Here is a 14,160-nt window from a genome sequence, read left to right as displayed (position 1 = left end):
AAACACACCTATAAATCCCGTCAATGACAGGAGCATGACAAAACGTGAAATCCGCACGATTCATCACCCGCAACAGCGGCGTTGCCATCTGGCGGCAGATTGCCGACCAGATCCGCGGCGACATCACGGCGGGGAAAATGCCGAGCGGCGCCAGGCTGCCGCCGGAGGTCACCCTGGCCGAACGCTTCGCGGTCAACCGCCACACCATCCGCAGCGCCATTGCCGCCCTGACCAAGGAAGGCGTGCTGCGCGCCGAACAGGGCCGCGGCACCTTCGTCGCCAACAGCAAGAAGCTGACCTACCGTATCGGCGAACGGACGCGGTTTTCCGAAATCCTGGCGACGCAGGTGCGCGAGACCAGAGGCATATTGCTGGGTCACCGCATCGAGGACGCGGCGGGAGAAGTCGCCGCAGCCCTCGGCATGGCGGGCGGCCAGGTGATCAGGATCGATTCCATGCACACGGCGGACGGCAATCCCGTTTCCTGCGCCACCGCATGGTTCGATGCGGCGCGGGTGCCCAACGTGGTCGAGGATTACCGGGTGTCAGGTTCCATCACCGCCGCCCTGAAGGCGGCCGGCATTGACGACTACCTGCGCAAATCGACCATCATCGCCGCGCGCCATGCGGATGCGGAGGATTTGCGGCACCTGCGCCTGTCGCCGGGCGCCATCGTTCTGGTCTCGACGGCGATCAATGTCGATATGGACGGTCATCCCATTGAATATGCCAGAAGCCGCTTTGCCGCCGACCGCATGGAGATCGCAATCGACGGCAAGTCGATGGTCTAGTTATTGGCAGTCGATTGCATCGCGCGTGGTGGGAATGCCAAGCGTCAATTCATTCCTAATCCGTCACCGACCCGCACCAGCCCGGCAGATAGCCGGCGGCATCGCCCTTGGCTTCCTTGAGGGCGCGGTTGAGAGCAGCGTCAAAATCGGCTTCCACTGTCTTGCGGCCTATCCGGCGCCGCAGAAAATCCGCCCAGAGGAACTCGCTGAACGGCGTGGTGTCCTTGGCATAGCCGCCGGCACGGCGCAGTTCACCCGCAAGGCTGCGGAACGGATCGTCGTCGAGATCCTTGATCGCCTTGGGAATGGCCGCATAGTCACGGCGTTTGCCCTCCGCATCAAAGGGATGCATCCAGCCGCGATTGTCGAGAACCACCATGAACGCATCCTTCTCCAGCGATGACAGGTCGCTGACGACAGTGACAAGAATGTGTTTCACCCCCTCCTCGTGCAGCGCGCGCGCAAGATGGTGATGGTCGATGACGTAATTGCGCCTGTTCGGTCCAAGCACCACGGGGATCATGTGTTCGCCGAGAAACTTGCCGCCCTTCTCGCCCTTCTGCTGGCGCCATTTCTTGCGCTTTTCGTCCACTTCGCGCATGCCGACGGTGATCTGGGTCGGCCGCAGATCCTTGATCGCAACCGGCGTTACAATGGGTTCTCTTGTTCCGGATATCTGCATGATCATTCCCCTACGCTTGGTGCCAGTTTTCGGATGGCATCATCGACACTGTGAAAGATGTTGCCCGGCCCGAGCAAGGCGATAAGCCCGAACCGGGACAGGGCATTCTGCGCCCGGACCGATTCCAGCCGGGCTATGGCGAATTTCACATCGGCGTTCCGGCAGTAGTTTATCACGTCCGTCAGGGCCTGCGATGCCGTGTAATCGATCTCGATAATGCTGCTGGCTTCGAGGACAACGAGGTTGAGCGACGGCCCGCTCGCATCGATGGTGCTGCACAGACCGCGCTTGAAATCATCGGCGTTGACAAAGGAAAGCGGCGCCTGAAACGCCACGACCAGCACACCGGGTATCTTCTCGCCGTCCCTGGCGGCGCTCGGCGGCCACCAGATCGAACTGCCGGGCACTTTTTCGAACTCGATGGGGCGCGCGCGCATCACGGCCCACAGGCCATGCAGCAGCGACAGCCCGATGCCGATGGTCACCCCCGATTCGATGGGCAGGGCGACGATCGCCGCCATGGTGATGAGGATCAGGCCGAATTCGCCCCGCGCTTCCCGGTAGACGGCAATAATCGTCGGCCAGCGGATGATCCTCTGGGCGACGAAAAGCAGGATGCCCGCCAGGGCAGCATGCGGCACGCTCGCCAGCAACTGGCCGCCAAACGCCACCAGCGCCAGGACAATTGCCGCTGCGATCAGGCCGCTGATCTGCGACGTCCCGCCGGTCTCCGTGACAATCGCCGTGCGCGGCGGGCTGGCATTGACCGGAAAGGCGCCAAACAGCCCCGACAGGATGCTGCCTGCCCCCACGCCGACAAAATCGCGGTTGACGTCGGGCGCGGCGCCATTCTTGGACACGAAAGACCGTGTCGTGGCGGCCGTTTGCACCATCACCACCACGGCGACCAGCAATGCGAGGGGCAGCAGGCTGCGCAATTGCTCAAAACCGATCTGCGGCAGGGCAACATGCGGCAGGCTGTTGGGAAGCGGGCCGAGAACCGTCACGCCGCGGCTTTGCAGGCCGAGCAGCACCACCGCAAGGGTGGAGACGACAAGCCCCAGCAGTGCGCCGGGTATCCGCGCATTGATCCGCTCGGACAGGAACACGATCAGGAACACACCCGCCCCGATGGCAACGCTGTACGGGTTGATCTGTCCGGCGCTGGCAATGGTTGCCGAAACACGCTGAAACACATCGCCCGACTGCGCGGCGATGCCCAGAAGGCCGGGCAATTGCGAGATGATGATGTGGATGGAAATACCGGCGAGAAAGCCCGTCGTGACCGGCACTGACAGAAGGTCGGCAATCCAGCCGAGCCGGAAGATGCCGCTTGCCACAACGATCAGCCCGACAATCAGGCCGAGCGCTGCAGCCAGCAGACCGAATTCGGGCGACCCGCTGGTGGCCAGCAGTGCGAGGCTGCCGGCAAAGATCGGCGTGATGGTTGAATCGGCCCCGGCGGAGAGATGGCGGCTGGCGCCGAAGATGGCAAAGGCCAGCGAACCCGCAATGAAGGCAAAGAAACCGATCTCGGGGGCAAAACCGCCGAGGCGTGCCGTTGCCATCTGTTCGGGGATGGCGATGGCCGCCAGCGTCAGGCCGGCAATGACATCGCCGTTGAGATCGGACATCCTCCATCCCGCAAGCGAGCGGAACGGCAGCCAGTTCCTACCTCCGGTCACCGGATTGGAAGCACTCACCTGTTTCACCGAACGCCTCCATTGGATTGATGCAGTCTACCACATGGTTTTGGCCGCGCGTGCGGCCCATTCATTGTCGTAGGTTTCACCGCCCACGCGGTTTTCGCTCAGTGCCGCCAGCATCCGGCCCGGTGTCGGGAATTCCTTCGGCGAGCGGAATTTCTCCGGGTTCCACAGTTCCGAGCGGATGAGTGCCCGCGCGCACTGGAAATAGGCTTCCTCGACTTCCATGACGAGAACGGAGCGCGGCGCCTTGCCATCCATGATGAAGCTGTCCAGCAGCGCCTGATCCGTATCGATGAACGCACGGCCGTTCACACGGAAAGTCGTGTTGAGACCGGGAATGAGGAACAGCAGGGCGACGCGCGGATCGCGCACGATATTGCGCAGCGAATCGATGCGGTTGTTGCCGCGCCGGTCGGGCATCATCAGCGTGCGCTCGTCATGGATGCGGATGAACCCGGCCAGATCGCCGCGCGGCGAGCAATCGAGCCCCTCCGGCCCGCTCGTTGCCAGCGCCACAAAGGGCGAACCTTCGATCAGTTGCCGGTATTCCGGAATGATGCGGTCCGCCACCTTGGCGGTCGATGCTTCCGCTATCGCGCCATTGCCGTAAATGGCCTCAAGTTCATCAATTGTCGTGACGCGGGACAACGCAACCTCCTTCTGTGTCGTGCAAATGCGTTTGCCGTCTAACATCGCATGTTTAAGTCTTGATGACAGCCGGTATTTTTACCGAATGACAGCGGCATCGCACTCGTATATCAGTCGCACCGGATGCATGTTGAGGAGGTTTTCATGGGCGGGTTTGCAGCCATCGGCGAGTGCATGATCGAGCTGTCGGGAGCCAATGGCGACCAGTGGCGCATGGGATTTGCCGGCGATACGCTCAACACCAGCTGGTATGTGCGCGCCCTTACCGACGCCGATTTTGCCGTCGATTACGTCACGGCCTTCGGCGACGATCCGTTCTCGCTCAAGCAGCGGGCGTTCCTCGCGGAAAACGGCATCAACACCGCCCATAGCCCCGTTATCACCGGTGCACGCCCGGGACTTTATGCCATCACGCTGACGGGTGTCGAACGCTCCTTCACCTATTGGCGCAACGATTCCGCGGCCCGCCATCTCGGCGACGATCCGCAGGCCCTGGCGCTCAGCCTCGATGGGCGCAAGATCATCTATTTCTCCGGCATCACCATGGGCATCTTGAGCCCGAAGAGCCGCCAGAACGTGCTGAACGCCGTCAGCAATGCACGCCGTCAGGGCACGCTCGTCGCCTTCGACGCCAATTACCGGCCGCGCCTGTGGGAAAACGCCGAGACGGCAAGACAGGCGCTGATCGATGCCTACCACGTCGCCGACATCGCCCTGCCGACCTTCCCCGATGAAAATGCCCTGTTCGGCGACGCCACGCCCGAAGAAACGGCCGCGCGCATCGCCAGCTATGGCGTGCGGGAAATCGTGGTGAAGGACGGCACGGACCCCGCGCTCGTGGTTGCGGACGACCGGCAAAGCCGCGTCCCCGCTATCCGCGCCAACGCCGTGGACACGACGGGGGCCGGCGACAGTTTCAATGGCGGTTATATCGCTTCGCGTCTGGCCGGTCTTGAGCCCGTTGACGCCGCCGCCCGCGCCCACCGGGTCGCGGCGCGGGTCGTTGAGTTCCATGGCGCGCTGGCGCCGATGGGTGAAGCGCGCAAGGCATTCAGCCGCTAGAAGCGGCAGCACTGTCATGCGTGGTTCGACAAGCTCACCACGATCTAAACCTTGTGCTTCTTGAAGGTGTAGCGGGTCATCTGGCTGTATGTCTCGTCCGGACGCAGGATCGACTGCGGAAAGTAAGGGAAATGCGTCGAATCCGGCCAGTTCTGCGCTTCAAAGCAGAACCCGGCATAATCGGCATAGGTCTGCCCCGTCAGGCCGAGCGGCGGTCGCCCGCCCAGCGTATTGGCCGCGTAGAACTGCACACCCGGCTCCGTGGTCAGCACCTGCATCTCGATGTTGCTGCGCGCGCCCTTGGAGGATGCCACCCATTGCAGGGGATGGCGCTGGCTGGAAACGCAGAAATTGTTGTCATAGACAACCTGCTTGCCGTCCTCTTCCCGCCGGATCGTCCGGTATTCGCGGAAATCATGCGCCGTTCCGGCAACAGGCAGGACGCGCCCGTCCGGAAGCAGGTCGCCATTGACGGCAAGGTAAGCTTCGGCGCCAATCTTGACCTGATGATCCAGCACGTCGGTCAGGCCGCCATCATCGAGATTGAAATAGCTGTGATGCGCCAGATTGCAGATCGTCGGCTTGTCCGTCACCGCATCGAGGCGGATGGCCAGCGTCCCCTTGGATTCCAGCATATAGGTGCAGGTGATGGTGAGATTGCCGGGAAAGCCCATCTCACCGTCGCCAAGCATGATCGTCAGCGTGACATAATCGGGGCCGACGGCCACGACGTTCCAGGTGCGCCGTCCCGCCCCGGCATCGCCGCCATGGATGTTGTGGATGCCATGGAAATTGCGCTGCAGGGCAAAGGTCTGGCCGTCAATGACGAGTTCGCCATCGCGAATGCGGTTGACCGTCCGCCCGATGGTCGCCCCGAGATAGGGCGAATGCGCGGGATAGTCAGCAAAGTCCTGATAGCCGAGAACCAGCGGGTGATCGTGATCCTTGAGGCGCAAATCCTGGATGACTGCGCCCCAGGTCAGGATTTTGGCGGTCAGCCCGCCGCCCGAGATGGTGATGCGGTGAACTGCCTCGCCATCGGGCGTATGGCCGAAAATTTCCGTATGCATCAAACTTACAGCCCCAGACCGCCAACGCAGACATATTTGGTGTCGAGATAGTCTTCGATACCCTGATGTCCGCCTTCCTTGCCGAGACCGGATTCCTTCAGGCCGCCAAATGGTGCTTCCACCGTGGTGATCATGCCTTCATTGACGCCGACCATGCCGTATTTCAGGCCTTCCGAAACCCGGAACACCCGTCCAAGGTCCTGCGTGTAGAAGTAGGAGGCAAGGCCGAACTGGGTGTTGTTGGCCAGATCGATCGCTTCCTGTTCCGTCTCGAATTTGTAGATGGGCGCGACAGGGCCGAAAATCTCTTCCGTGGTGAAGAGCATGTCGGGCGTGGCATCGCCGATCACCGTCGGTTCGAAGAAGCTGCCGCCGAGCGCGTGGCGCTTGCCGCCGGTGACAATCCTGCCACCCTTTTCCTTGGCGTCCGCAATGAATTCCTCGACCTTGGCAACGGCCTTGTCGTCGATCAGCGGTCCCTGCTGCGTCCCCGCATCCAGACCGTTGCCGACCTTCAGCTTGTCCGTGGCCGCCGCAAATTTCTCGACAAACGCGTCATAGATGCCGGACTGCACGAGGAACCGGTTGGTGCACACGCAGGTCTGGCCGGAATTGCGGAATTTGGCCGCGATGGCACCGTCCACGGCGCGGTTCAGATCCGCATCGTTGAACACGATGAACGGCGCATTGCCGCCCAGTTCCATCGACACCTTCTTCACGGTGTCGGCCGCCTGCTTGATCAGGATCTTGCCGATTTCCGTCGATCCAGTGAAGGTGATCTTGCGCACCAGCGGATTGCTGGTGATCTCGCCGCCGATTTCCGAGGCCGAACCGGTGAGAATGTTCACGACACCCTTGGGAATGCCGACTTCTTCGCACAGCGCCCCCCACACCAGGCCGGAATAGGGTGTCTGCGTTGCCGGCTTGACCACGGCCGTGCAGCCGGACGCCAGCGCCGGACCGATCTTGCGCGCAAGCATCGAGGATGGGAAATTCCACGGCGTGATCGCGCCGATGACGCCGAGCGGTTCTTTCGTCACGAGAATGCGCCGGTCGGCCCACGGGGATGGCACCACGTCGCCATAGGTGCGCCGTGCCTCTTCCGCATACCAGAGGATATAGGCGGCCGACATGCCGATCTCGCCCTTGGCTTCGGTCAGCGACTTGCCCTGCTCCAGCGTCAGAAGCTCGGCCAGCGCGTCCTGATTGTCGAGAATGGCATCGTGCAGCTTGCGCATCAGCTTGGAGCGTTCGAGCACGGATGTCTTGCGCCATGTCTTGAAGGCTTCGGCGGCGGCGTCGATGGCGCGCCGCGTTTCCGCCTTGCCGGAATTGGGGACGGTGCCGATCTTCAGGCCGGTTGCAGGGTTGATGACGTCAATCGTCTTGCCGGAATCTGCGGCCACCCATTCGCCATTGATCAGATTGGCCTGTTTCATGAACTGGCTGGATTTCTGCAACATCATGTTTCTCCCTGAAATGTAAGGCGGAGCGTTTGGTCCACTGATTTTGTGAGTTCCGTGAGAGGCAGCCCGGAGTGGCGCCCGTGGCCGTCACCCTGCTCCTTTTTCGTCAAAGCTGCAACAACCTTCCCCTATCCGAAAAAGTGCGTCGCTATCGTGACCCAGAACACCATTGTCACCGCCGACAGCGCCGTCGCGATGACCATCGAATTGGAAGCCAGGGCCTCGGCGGTCCGGAATTTTGTTGCTATGAGGTACGAATTCACGCCTGCCGGCAGTGCTGCCGACACCACGGCGATCTTGGCGGTGAACGGCGGCAGGCCGAGGGCCAGCGCGACCCCCAGCACAACCGCAGGCATCACGAAGAGCTTGATCGTCGCGATGACCAGCGACGCGGCGAGATGGCCGGATATGCCGAACTTCTTCAAGCCCATGCCCATGGCGAACAGCGCCACCGGTCCGGCGACGCTCCCCAGCAGTTGCACCAGGGAATCGACGATGGATGGCAGGTGCAGGCCCGTCGAGCGCCACAGCCACCCCGCCAGAATGCCCAGAACAAAGGGATTGCGCAGGAGGCTGCGGAAAAACGACACGACGACCGTGCGCAGGCTCCCCTCTCCCTGGAACACGCCGTCCCGCCGCAGCGCGATCTCGTGCAGGGTGATCGAGGCGGCCATGACGCTCGGCATGTGAACGGCAACGATCAGCGACAGGATGGCAAACCCGTCCTGACCATAGACCCCGAGCATGAGCGGCATGCCGAGGAATACGAGATTGGAAAAGGCGCCGGAAACCCCGGCAACGACACCGGCGCGATTATCCCGGCCAAAGATCACCTTGATCGCCAAATCGGACAGCGCCCAGGCGACGGCAAGCCCGATGAAATAGGCGGCCCACAGGCCCCAGGGGGCCGAACCGTGAAAATCCGCCGTCACCATGGTGCGGAACAGCAGCAAGGGAGCGGCGATCATGAAAACAAATTCGGAAAGCCCGTCGCCCACGCGTTCATCGAGCAGCTTGAAGTGCGCCGCGGCATAAGCCACGGCAATCACTCCAAAAACCACGATGATTGTTTGAACGAGACCCATTATCTCCGCAATAGGCCCGCGGCAGTGCCTGCGCAAGGCAATCGAAGTTCTTCACTTTATTTTTTTTGGCCAAAACCCCATCTGCGCTGCTAAGGAGATTGAATGTTGAAGCATTCGCGATTTTACGTCCTTCCGGCACTCTCGCTCGTTCTGGGCGTATTCCTATCCATTCCAACGGCATTGGCGACCGACGCGGCCTGGGCCAGGCTGACGCGCGGCGGCTATACCGTCCTGCTGCAGGGCGCCGATGCGTCGGGCAGTTTGAGCCCCTCTACGGACACTTCCACCGACTGTACGCAGGTCCGCACGCTGTCCGACCGCGGTCACCAGCTGGCGCAGAAGCTCGGCGCCCGCTTTGCCGCAAAGTCGGTGCGAATCGACAAGGTTCTGAGCAGCCCCGTCTGCAATGCGCAGGAAACCGCCCGGCTGGCCTTCGGCGCAGCGCCCATGGAAATTGTCAGCGCGCTTGGACCTTTGGCGGATGACGACGCGGGGAAACAATCGCAGATTGACCAGATTCGCGCCATGATTGCGGAATTCAAAAGTTCCGGCAATCTGGTAATGATGACCGACCGTGCCAATATAACCGCACTGACCGGCATTGTTCCGCGCCCGACGGAAGCGGTGGTGGTCTCGCCTCCCGGAGCGGGTGAAACGGTTCATATTGCGGGCAGGATCATTTTCGACTGACGGCGGAATATGCTGGAGTAACAAGGGATAGGGCAATTCGGTCTTTCCCTTGGCCGTGAAAAACGCTAGATACCGCGTCATCAGACATCAGTGCCTTTACGAGGGCACCGGAAGCAAAAGGAAACTGAATTGACCTCAACATTTGACAAGGTCGCCGATATCATCGCTGAAACCAGTGAAATCGACCGCGATTCCATCACGCCGGAAAGCCACACGATTGACGATCTCGGCATCGATAGCCTTGACTTCCTCGACATCGTTTTTGCCATCGACAAGGCCTTCGGTATCAAGATCCCGCTCGAGCAGTGGACGCAGGAAGTCAATGACGGCAAGGTTCCGACCGAGGAATATTTCGTGTTGAAGAACCTGTGCGCCAAGATCGACGAACTCGTCGCCGCCAAGAAGGCCTGATTTCTGGAAATCCATTCTAGTGGTACCATCCACCTAACCGGGTGCACCGTATAAGCGGTGTTGCGAGACAATGCAGAACAACACCGTCGTTATCACTGGCATCGGACTGATTTCATCCCTGGGTGAAGGCGCCGATGCCCATTGGCAGGCACTGAACGGTTCCGCCGGTCCGCGCGTCGATAGCGAGACGTTCAAGCCCTATACGGTTCACCCGCTCGGTGAGGTCGACTGGAACAACCAGATCCCGAAGCGCGGCGATCAGCGGCAGATGGAGACCTGGCAGCGCCTGGGAACCTATGCCGCCGGCCTCGCCCTGCAGGATGCCGGGATCAAGGACGACGAAGCGCTCTGCTCGACCATGGACATGGTCGTTGCCGCTGGTGGCGGCGAGCGCGATGTCACCGTCGACACCCAGATTCTGGCCGAAGCGCGCGTGCGCAACGATCTCGGCACCATGCTCAATGAAAAGCTGACGACCGAACTGCGCCCCACGCTGTTCCTGGCGCAGTTGTCCAATCTGCTCGCCGGCAATATTTCAATCGTTCATAAAGTGACCGGCTCGTCGCGCACATTCATGGGCGAAGAAGGCGCCGGCATTTCCGCCCTCGATACGGCTGCCGCGCGCATCCGCTCCGGCCAGAGCACGCATGCGCTCGTCGGCGGCTCCTACAATTCCGAACATCCCGACATGCTGCTTGGCTACGAGCTCAACGGCATGCTGAAATCCGATGGCTGGGCACCGCTCTGGCAGCGCGAAGGCTCGGCAGGTGGCGGTGTTATCACCGGTTCCGGCGGCGCATTCCTTGTTCTCGAAAGCGCCGACCATGCGGCCAAGCGCGGCGCCCGCGTCTATGCGGCCATCGACGGCATCTACAGCGCGCAGATCCGCCGCAAGCGCGAAGACCTGAAGGAAACCATCGCCAAGCTGGTTGGTGCTGCCAGCGCCGACAAGCCCGCCGGGCTGATTGTATCCGGCGCAACCGGTGCACACGGCATCACAGCAACGGAAAAGGCCGCGCTCGATGTGTTTGCCTCCGCCGCCATTCGTGGTGTGGCAGGCAGGGTCGGCCACCTGCGCGAAGCACAGTTCCCGCTCGCCGTCGGCCTCGCAGCCCTCAGCCTGTTTCATGGCGCGGCGTTCCCGCCCATCGATGCAAAAAATGAAAAGGCCGCTTCCGGCGGTCTCGATACGGCACTGGCGACCTCGATCGGCGCAACCCGGGGCGAAGGCGTCGCTCGCCTCGTCAAAGTTTGAGAGATTGGCATATGTCAAAATATACTGACCATCTAGGCCGCCCGCTCGTTGCCGTCACCGGTCTTGGCGTTGTCTCCTCGCTCGGACAGGGCAAGCAGGATAACTGGGCCGCATTGACTTCGGGCACATCGGGCATTCACACGATCACCCGCTTTGCCCTCGACAATCTGCGCACGCAGATCGCCGGTACCGTGGATTTCCTCAAGGAGAGCGACGAAGGCGCGTCGGCGCTGTCGGAAAAACTGGCCTCGCTTGCCGCCGAGGAAGCCATCGCGCAGGCCGGTTTCGACACGGAAAATTTCGGTGGACCGCTGTTCCTCGCCGCGCCGCCGGTGGAGCTGGAATGGCGCAACCGCTTCGCGCTGGATGCTCTGGTGAAGAGCGAGGGCGAGCCGGGCTATGACCTGCTTCTCGCCGCCTGCCGCCGCGGAACGCAGGAAGCCATGTTCCACACCACCGAATTCGGCTACATCGCCGAGCGCCTTGCCGACACGTTCGGCACGCGCGGCCTGCCGATCACCCTGTCGACCGCCTGTGCATCGGGCGCCACCGCCATTCAGCTCGGCGTCGAGGCCATCCGGCGTGGCGAAAGCGACCGGGTCCTGTCCATTGGCACGGACGGTTCGGTTTCCGCCGAAGCGCTGGTCCGCTTCTCCCTGCTGTCGGCGCTATCCACCCAGAACAATCCGGCTCACAAGGCGGCAAAACCTTTCTCGAAGGATCGTGATGGTTTTGTCATGGCCGAAGGCTCCGGCGCACTCGTGATGGAATCGCTGGAATCAGCCGTTGCACGCGGCGCCAAGATTCTCGGCATCATGCGCGGTTGCGGCGAAAAGGCCGATGATTTCCACCGCACCCGGTCGAAGCCCGACGGTTCGCCGGCCATCGGCGCGGTGCGTGCCGCGCTTGACGATGCGGGCATCAACGAAGACGCGATCAACTACATCAACGCGCATGGCACCTCGACGCCCGAGAACGACAAGATGGAATATCTCGCGCTCTCGACCGTCTTCGGCGAGCGCATTTCCACGCTGCCGCTCTCGTCCAACAAGTCGATGATCGGCCACACGCTGACGGCTGCCGGTGCGATTGAAGCCGTGTTCTCGATGCTGACCATCGGGACGGGAACCATCCCGCCGACGATCAACTATGACAATCCCGATCCCGCCATCGTGCTCGATGTGGTGCCCAATGTGAAGCGTGAAGCCAGCGTCTCCGCCGTGCTTTCCAGCTCTTTTGGCTTCGGCGGACAAAATACGTGTCTTGTCATGACGGCAGAACCGCACTAATCCCTCTCCGAAAAGGAAAACGGATAATATGCGCGCATTACAGCTGATCGAAGACCGCAAGCTCGAGATTGTCGACATTGCACCCCCGCCCCCGCCCGGCCCCGGTGAAGTAACGGTCAATATCAGGGCTGTTGCTCTCAACCACATCGACGTCTGGGGCTGGCGCGGCATGGCTTTCGCCAAGCGCAAGATGCCGCTGACCATCGGCGCGGAAGCATCCGGTGTGGTCGATGCCATCGGCCCCGGCGTTGCCAACCTCCTGCCCGGCCAGCTCGTGTCGATCTATGGTGCGCAGACCTGCGGACTGTGCCGTCCCTGCCGCGAAGGCCGCGACAATCTCTGCGAGCATGTTTCCGGCGTACACGGCTTCCATCTCGATGGCTTTGCCCAGGAAAAGGTGAACCTCAAGGCCCGCCTGCTGGTTCCCGCCCCTCCCGGTGTCGACGAGATCGGCGCGGCCGTTGCCCCCGTCACATTCGGCACGGTCGAGCACATGCTGTTCGACAATGCCAAGCTCGAACCCGGCGAGACCATTCTCGTGCATGCGGGCGGTTCCGGCATCGGTTCGGCGGCGATCCAGCTGGCCAAAAAAATCGGCTGCACGGTCATCACCACCGTCGGTTCCGACGAAAAGATCGAAAGGGCCAAGGCGCTCGGCGCCGACCACGTCATCAATTACCGCGAAGACCGCTTTGAAGGCGTCGTGCGCAAGCTGACCAAGAAGAAGGGCGTTGATGTCGTCTTCGAGCACGTCGGTGCCGATACCTGGGCCGGGTCCATGCTGTCGCTGCGGCGCGGCGGAAGGCTCGTCACCTGCGGCTCGACTTCTGGCGTTTCCACCAGCATGAACCTGATGATGCTGTTCCAGCAGCAGCTGAAGCTGCTCGGCTCCTTCGGCTGCCGCATGGAAAACATGGCCGATGCCATGCAGAAGATGGCGCGCGGTCTGGTCCATCCGGTCATCGACACGGAAGTCGGATTCGACGACATCGATACGGCATTGAAGCGGATGGAAGGCCGGGACGTCTTCGGCAAGATCATCCTGCGCGTCAACTGAGCCGCGCATGAATCTGAAATTCAAACTTGCCCTGTTCCGCTGGGGCCAGAAGTTGAAGACATTCAACTACTGGCTGTCGGCGCATGCGATTTTCGGTGTGCTGTTCCTCCTGCGGCTGCTGCCGGCGAAGGCGGCAACGAATTTCATCGATGCTTCGGCACGCCGCATAGGCCCGCTGATGGGGCGTCATCGCGTCGCCATGACCAACCTGCGCATGGCCTATCCGGAAAAATCCGAAGAAGAACTGCAGCTGATCGCCCGCGACATGTGGAGCAGCATGGCCCGCCTCACCGCGGAATATGTCTTTCTCGATGCAATCTTCGATTATGATCCGCACAGCGATACGCCGGGCCTGATCGAAGTGCAGGGCCGCGAAATCTTTGAACGCATCCGCGGCGAGAGCGACCGCCCGCATATCTTCTTCACGGCCCATTCCGGCAATTTCGAACTGCTGCCGATCTGCGCCGCGACCTTCGATCTCAACGTCACCGCGCTGTTCCGCCCACCGAACAATCCCTATGTCGCGAAGAAAATCCTCAGCGCGCGCCGCACCAATATGGGCCACCTCGTGCCGTCCAAGGCGGGTGCCGCCTGGTCGCTGGCCAGCGTTCTCAACACCAACGGCAATGTGGGCATGCTGGTCGACCAGAAATTCCATCGCGGCGTTGCCTCGACCTTCTTCAACCGCCCCTGCAAGACCAATCCGCTTCTGGCCAAGCTGGCACGGCAGTATGATTGCGATGTCTATCCCGCGCGCTGCGTCCGCCTGCCCGGCGGCCGTTTCCGGCTGGAGCTGGAAGAAAAGATGGAACTGCCCCGCGACGAAACCGGCGCGGTCGACATTGCCCGCACGGTTCAGCTGGTCAATGACAAGGTCGAGGCCTGGGTGCGGGAATATCCCGGCCAATGGATGTGGTTCCACAAGCGCTGGAATGCCTAAGTGAG

At 61.7% G+C, this 14,160-nt stretch carries 14 protein-coding genes; 8 read left to right on the top strand and 6 right to left on the bottom strand.

Annotated features, from left to right (window positions below; genetic code table 11):
* Positions 1 to 44 precede the first annotated feature (44 nt).
* Complete coding sequence (gene phnF, locus J1W56_RS08540) at positions 45 to 791, top strand: phosphonate metabolism transcriptional regulator PhnF (protein ID WP_223612870.1); 747 nt, start codon at positions 45 to 47, stop codon at positions 789 to 791.
* Positions 792 to 846: 55 nt separating this feature from the next.
* Here the strand turns inward: phnF and J1W56_RS08535 are convergent, their stop codons facing one another.
* From J1W56_RS08535 to J1W56_RS08525, 3 genes are all read right to left on the bottom strand, one after another.
* A complete protein-coding gene (locus J1W56_RS08535) occupies positions 847 to 1,467 on the bottom strand; it encodes a ParB-like protein (protein WP_223613472.1) in 621 nt (206 codons plus the stop codon).
* Positions 1,468 to 1,475: 8 nt separating this feature from the next.
* Positions 1,476 to 3,107 carry a SulP family inorganic anion transporter gene (locus J1W56_RS08530; RefSeq protein ID WP_223613471.1) on the bottom strand — a complete coding sequence of 544 codons (1,632 nt, stop codon included), beginning with the start codon at positions 3,105 to 3,107 and terminating at the stop codon, positions 1,476 to 1,478.
* Positions 3,108 to 3,212: 105 nt separating this feature from the next.
* Positions 3,213 to 3,830 carry a pyridoxamine 5'-phosphate oxidase family protein gene (locus tag J1W56_RS08525; RefSeq protein WP_223612869.1) on the bottom strand — a complete coding sequence of 206 codons (618 nt, stop codon included), beginning with the start codon at positions 3,828 to 3,830 and terminating at the stop codon, positions 3,213 to 3,215.
* A 144-nt stretch (positions 3,831 to 3,974) separates the two neighbouring features.
* Between J1W56_RS08525 and J1W56_RS08520 the strand changes: the two genes are divergently transcribed.
* Positions 3,975 to 4,892 carry a sugar kinase gene (locus J1W56_RS08520; protein WP_223612868.1) on the top strand — a complete coding sequence of 306 codons (918 nt, stop codon included), beginning with the start codon at positions 3,975 to 3,977 and terminating at the stop codon, positions 4,890 to 4,892.
* Positions 4,893 to 4,936: 44 nt separating this feature from the next.
* Here J1W56_RS08520 and J1W56_RS08515 read toward each other — a convergent pair whose 3' ends face one another.
* From J1W56_RS08515 to J1W56_RS08505, 3 genes are all read right to left on the bottom strand, one after another.
* Complete coding sequence (locus J1W56_RS08515; RefSeq protein WP_223612867.1) at positions 4,937 to 5,962, bottom strand: aldose epimerase family protein; 1,026 nt, start codon at positions 5,960 to 5,962, stop codon at positions 4,937 to 4,939.
* Between the two features lie 5 nt (positions 5,963 to 5,967).
* Positions 5,968 to 7,425 carry an NAD-dependent succinate-semialdehyde dehydrogenase gene (locus J1W56_RS08510; protein WP_223612866.1) on the bottom strand — a complete coding sequence of 486 codons (1,458 nt, stop codon included), beginning with the start codon at positions 7,423 to 7,425 and terminating at the stop codon, positions 5,968 to 5,970.
* 131 nt (positions 7,426 to 7,556) lie between these two features.
* The gene (locus J1W56_RS08505; protein ID WP_223613470.1) at positions 7,557 to 8,516 is read right to left on the bottom strand and encodes an AEC family transporter; all 960 of its coding nucleotides are present in this window, start codon (positions 8,514 to 8,516) and stop codon (positions 7,557 to 7,559) included.
* 99 nt (positions 8,517 to 8,615) lie between these two features.
* On the opposite strand from J1W56_RS08505, the gene J1W56_RS08500 reads away from it, so the two are divergent.
* From J1W56_RS08500 to J1W56_RS08475, 6 genes are all read left to right on the top strand, one after another.
* Entirely contained in the window at positions 8,616 to 9,203 is a 588-nt protein-coding gene (locus tag J1W56_RS08500; protein ID WP_223612865.1) for a histidine phosphatase family protein, read from the top strand.
* A 129-nt stretch (positions 9,204 to 9,332) separates the two neighbouring features.
* Positions 9,333 to 9,614, top strand: coding sequence for an acyl carrier protein (locus J1W56_RS08495; protein WP_105732333.1), 282 nt, complete (start codon positions 9,333 to 9,335; stop codon positions 9,612 to 9,614).
* Between the two features lie 70 nt (positions 9,615 to 9,684).
* Positions 9,685 to 10,869: a beta-ketoacyl-ACP synthase gene (locus J1W56_RS08490; protein ID WP_223612864.1), complete on the top strand. Its 1,185-nt coding sequence runs from the start codon at positions 9,685 to 9,687 to the stop codon at positions 10,867 to 10,869.
* Positions 10,870 to 10,880: 11 nt separating this feature from the next.
* Positions 10,881 to 12,158, top strand: a complete 1,278-nt coding sequence (locus J1W56_RS08485; RefSeq protein WP_223612863.1) for a beta-ketoacyl-ACP synthase — start codon at positions 10,881 to 10,883, stop codon at positions 12,156 to 12,158.
* 28 nt (positions 12,159 to 12,186) lie between these two features.
* The gene (locus tag J1W56_RS08480; RefSeq protein WP_105732330.1) at positions 12,187 to 13,215 is read left to right on the top strand and encodes a zinc-binding dehydrogenase; all 1,029 of its coding nucleotides are present in this window, start codon (positions 12,187 to 12,189) and stop codon (positions 13,213 to 13,215) included.
* Positions 13,216 to 13,222: 7 nt separating this feature from the next.
* On the top strand, positions 13,223 to 14,155 hold the full coding sequence (locus J1W56_RS08475) for a lipid A biosynthesis lauroyl acyltransferase (protein ID WP_223612862.1): 933 nt from the start codon (positions 13,223 to 13,225) through the stop codon (positions 14,153 to 14,155).
* Positions 14,156 to 14,160: the final 5 nt, after the last annotated feature.

This window comes from Phyllobacterium calauticae, assembly GCF_019991125.1.
Taxonomy (GTDB): domain Bacteria; phylum Pseudomonadota; class Alphaproteobacteria; order Rhizobiales; family Rhizobiaceae; genus Phyllobacterium; species Phyllobacterium calauticae.
This window is presented reverse-complemented; position numbering and strand designations above follow the sequence as displayed.

What these genes read in the sequence shown, in the direction of transcription:
- J1W56_RS08500 (WP_223612865.1), top strand. Translation starts at nt 8,616, where the DNA reads ATGTTGAAGCATTCGCGATTTTACGTCCTTCCGGCACTCTCGCTCGTT.
- J1W56_RS08510 (WP_223612866.1), bottom strand. Translation starts at nt 7,425, where the DNA reads ATGTTGCAGAAATCCAGCCAGTTCATGAAACAGGCCAATCTGATCAAT.
- J1W56_RS08485 (WP_223612863.1), top strand. Translation starts at nt 10,881, where the DNA reads ATGTCAAAATATACTGACCATCTAGGCCGCCCGCTCGTTGCCGTCACC.
- J1W56_RS08530 (WP_223613471.1), bottom strand. Translation starts at nt 3,107, where the DNA reads ATGTCCGATCTCAACGGCGATGTCATTGCCGGCCTGACGCTGGCGGCC.
- J1W56_RS08480 (WP_105732330.1), top strand. Translation starts at nt 12,187, where the DNA reads ATGCGCGCATTACAGCTGATCGAAGACCGCAAGCTCGAGATTGTCGAC.
- J1W56_RS08520 (WP_223612868.1), top strand. Translation starts at nt 3,975, where the DNA reads ATGGGCGGGTTTGCAGCCATCGGCGAGTGCATGATCGAGCTGTCGGGA.
- J1W56_RS08515 (WP_223612867.1), bottom strand. Translation starts at nt 5,962, where the DNA reads ATGCATACGGAAATTTTCGGCCATACGCCCGATGGCGAGGCAGTTCAC.
- J1W56_RS08475 (WP_223612862.1), top strand. Translation starts at nt 13,223, where the DNA reads ATGAATCTGAAATTCAAACTTGCCCTGTTCCGCTGGGGCCAGAAGTTG.
- J1W56_RS08490 (WP_223612864.1), top strand. Translation starts at nt 9,685, where the DNA reads ATGCAGAACAACACCGTCGTTATCACTGGCATCGGACTGATTTCATCC.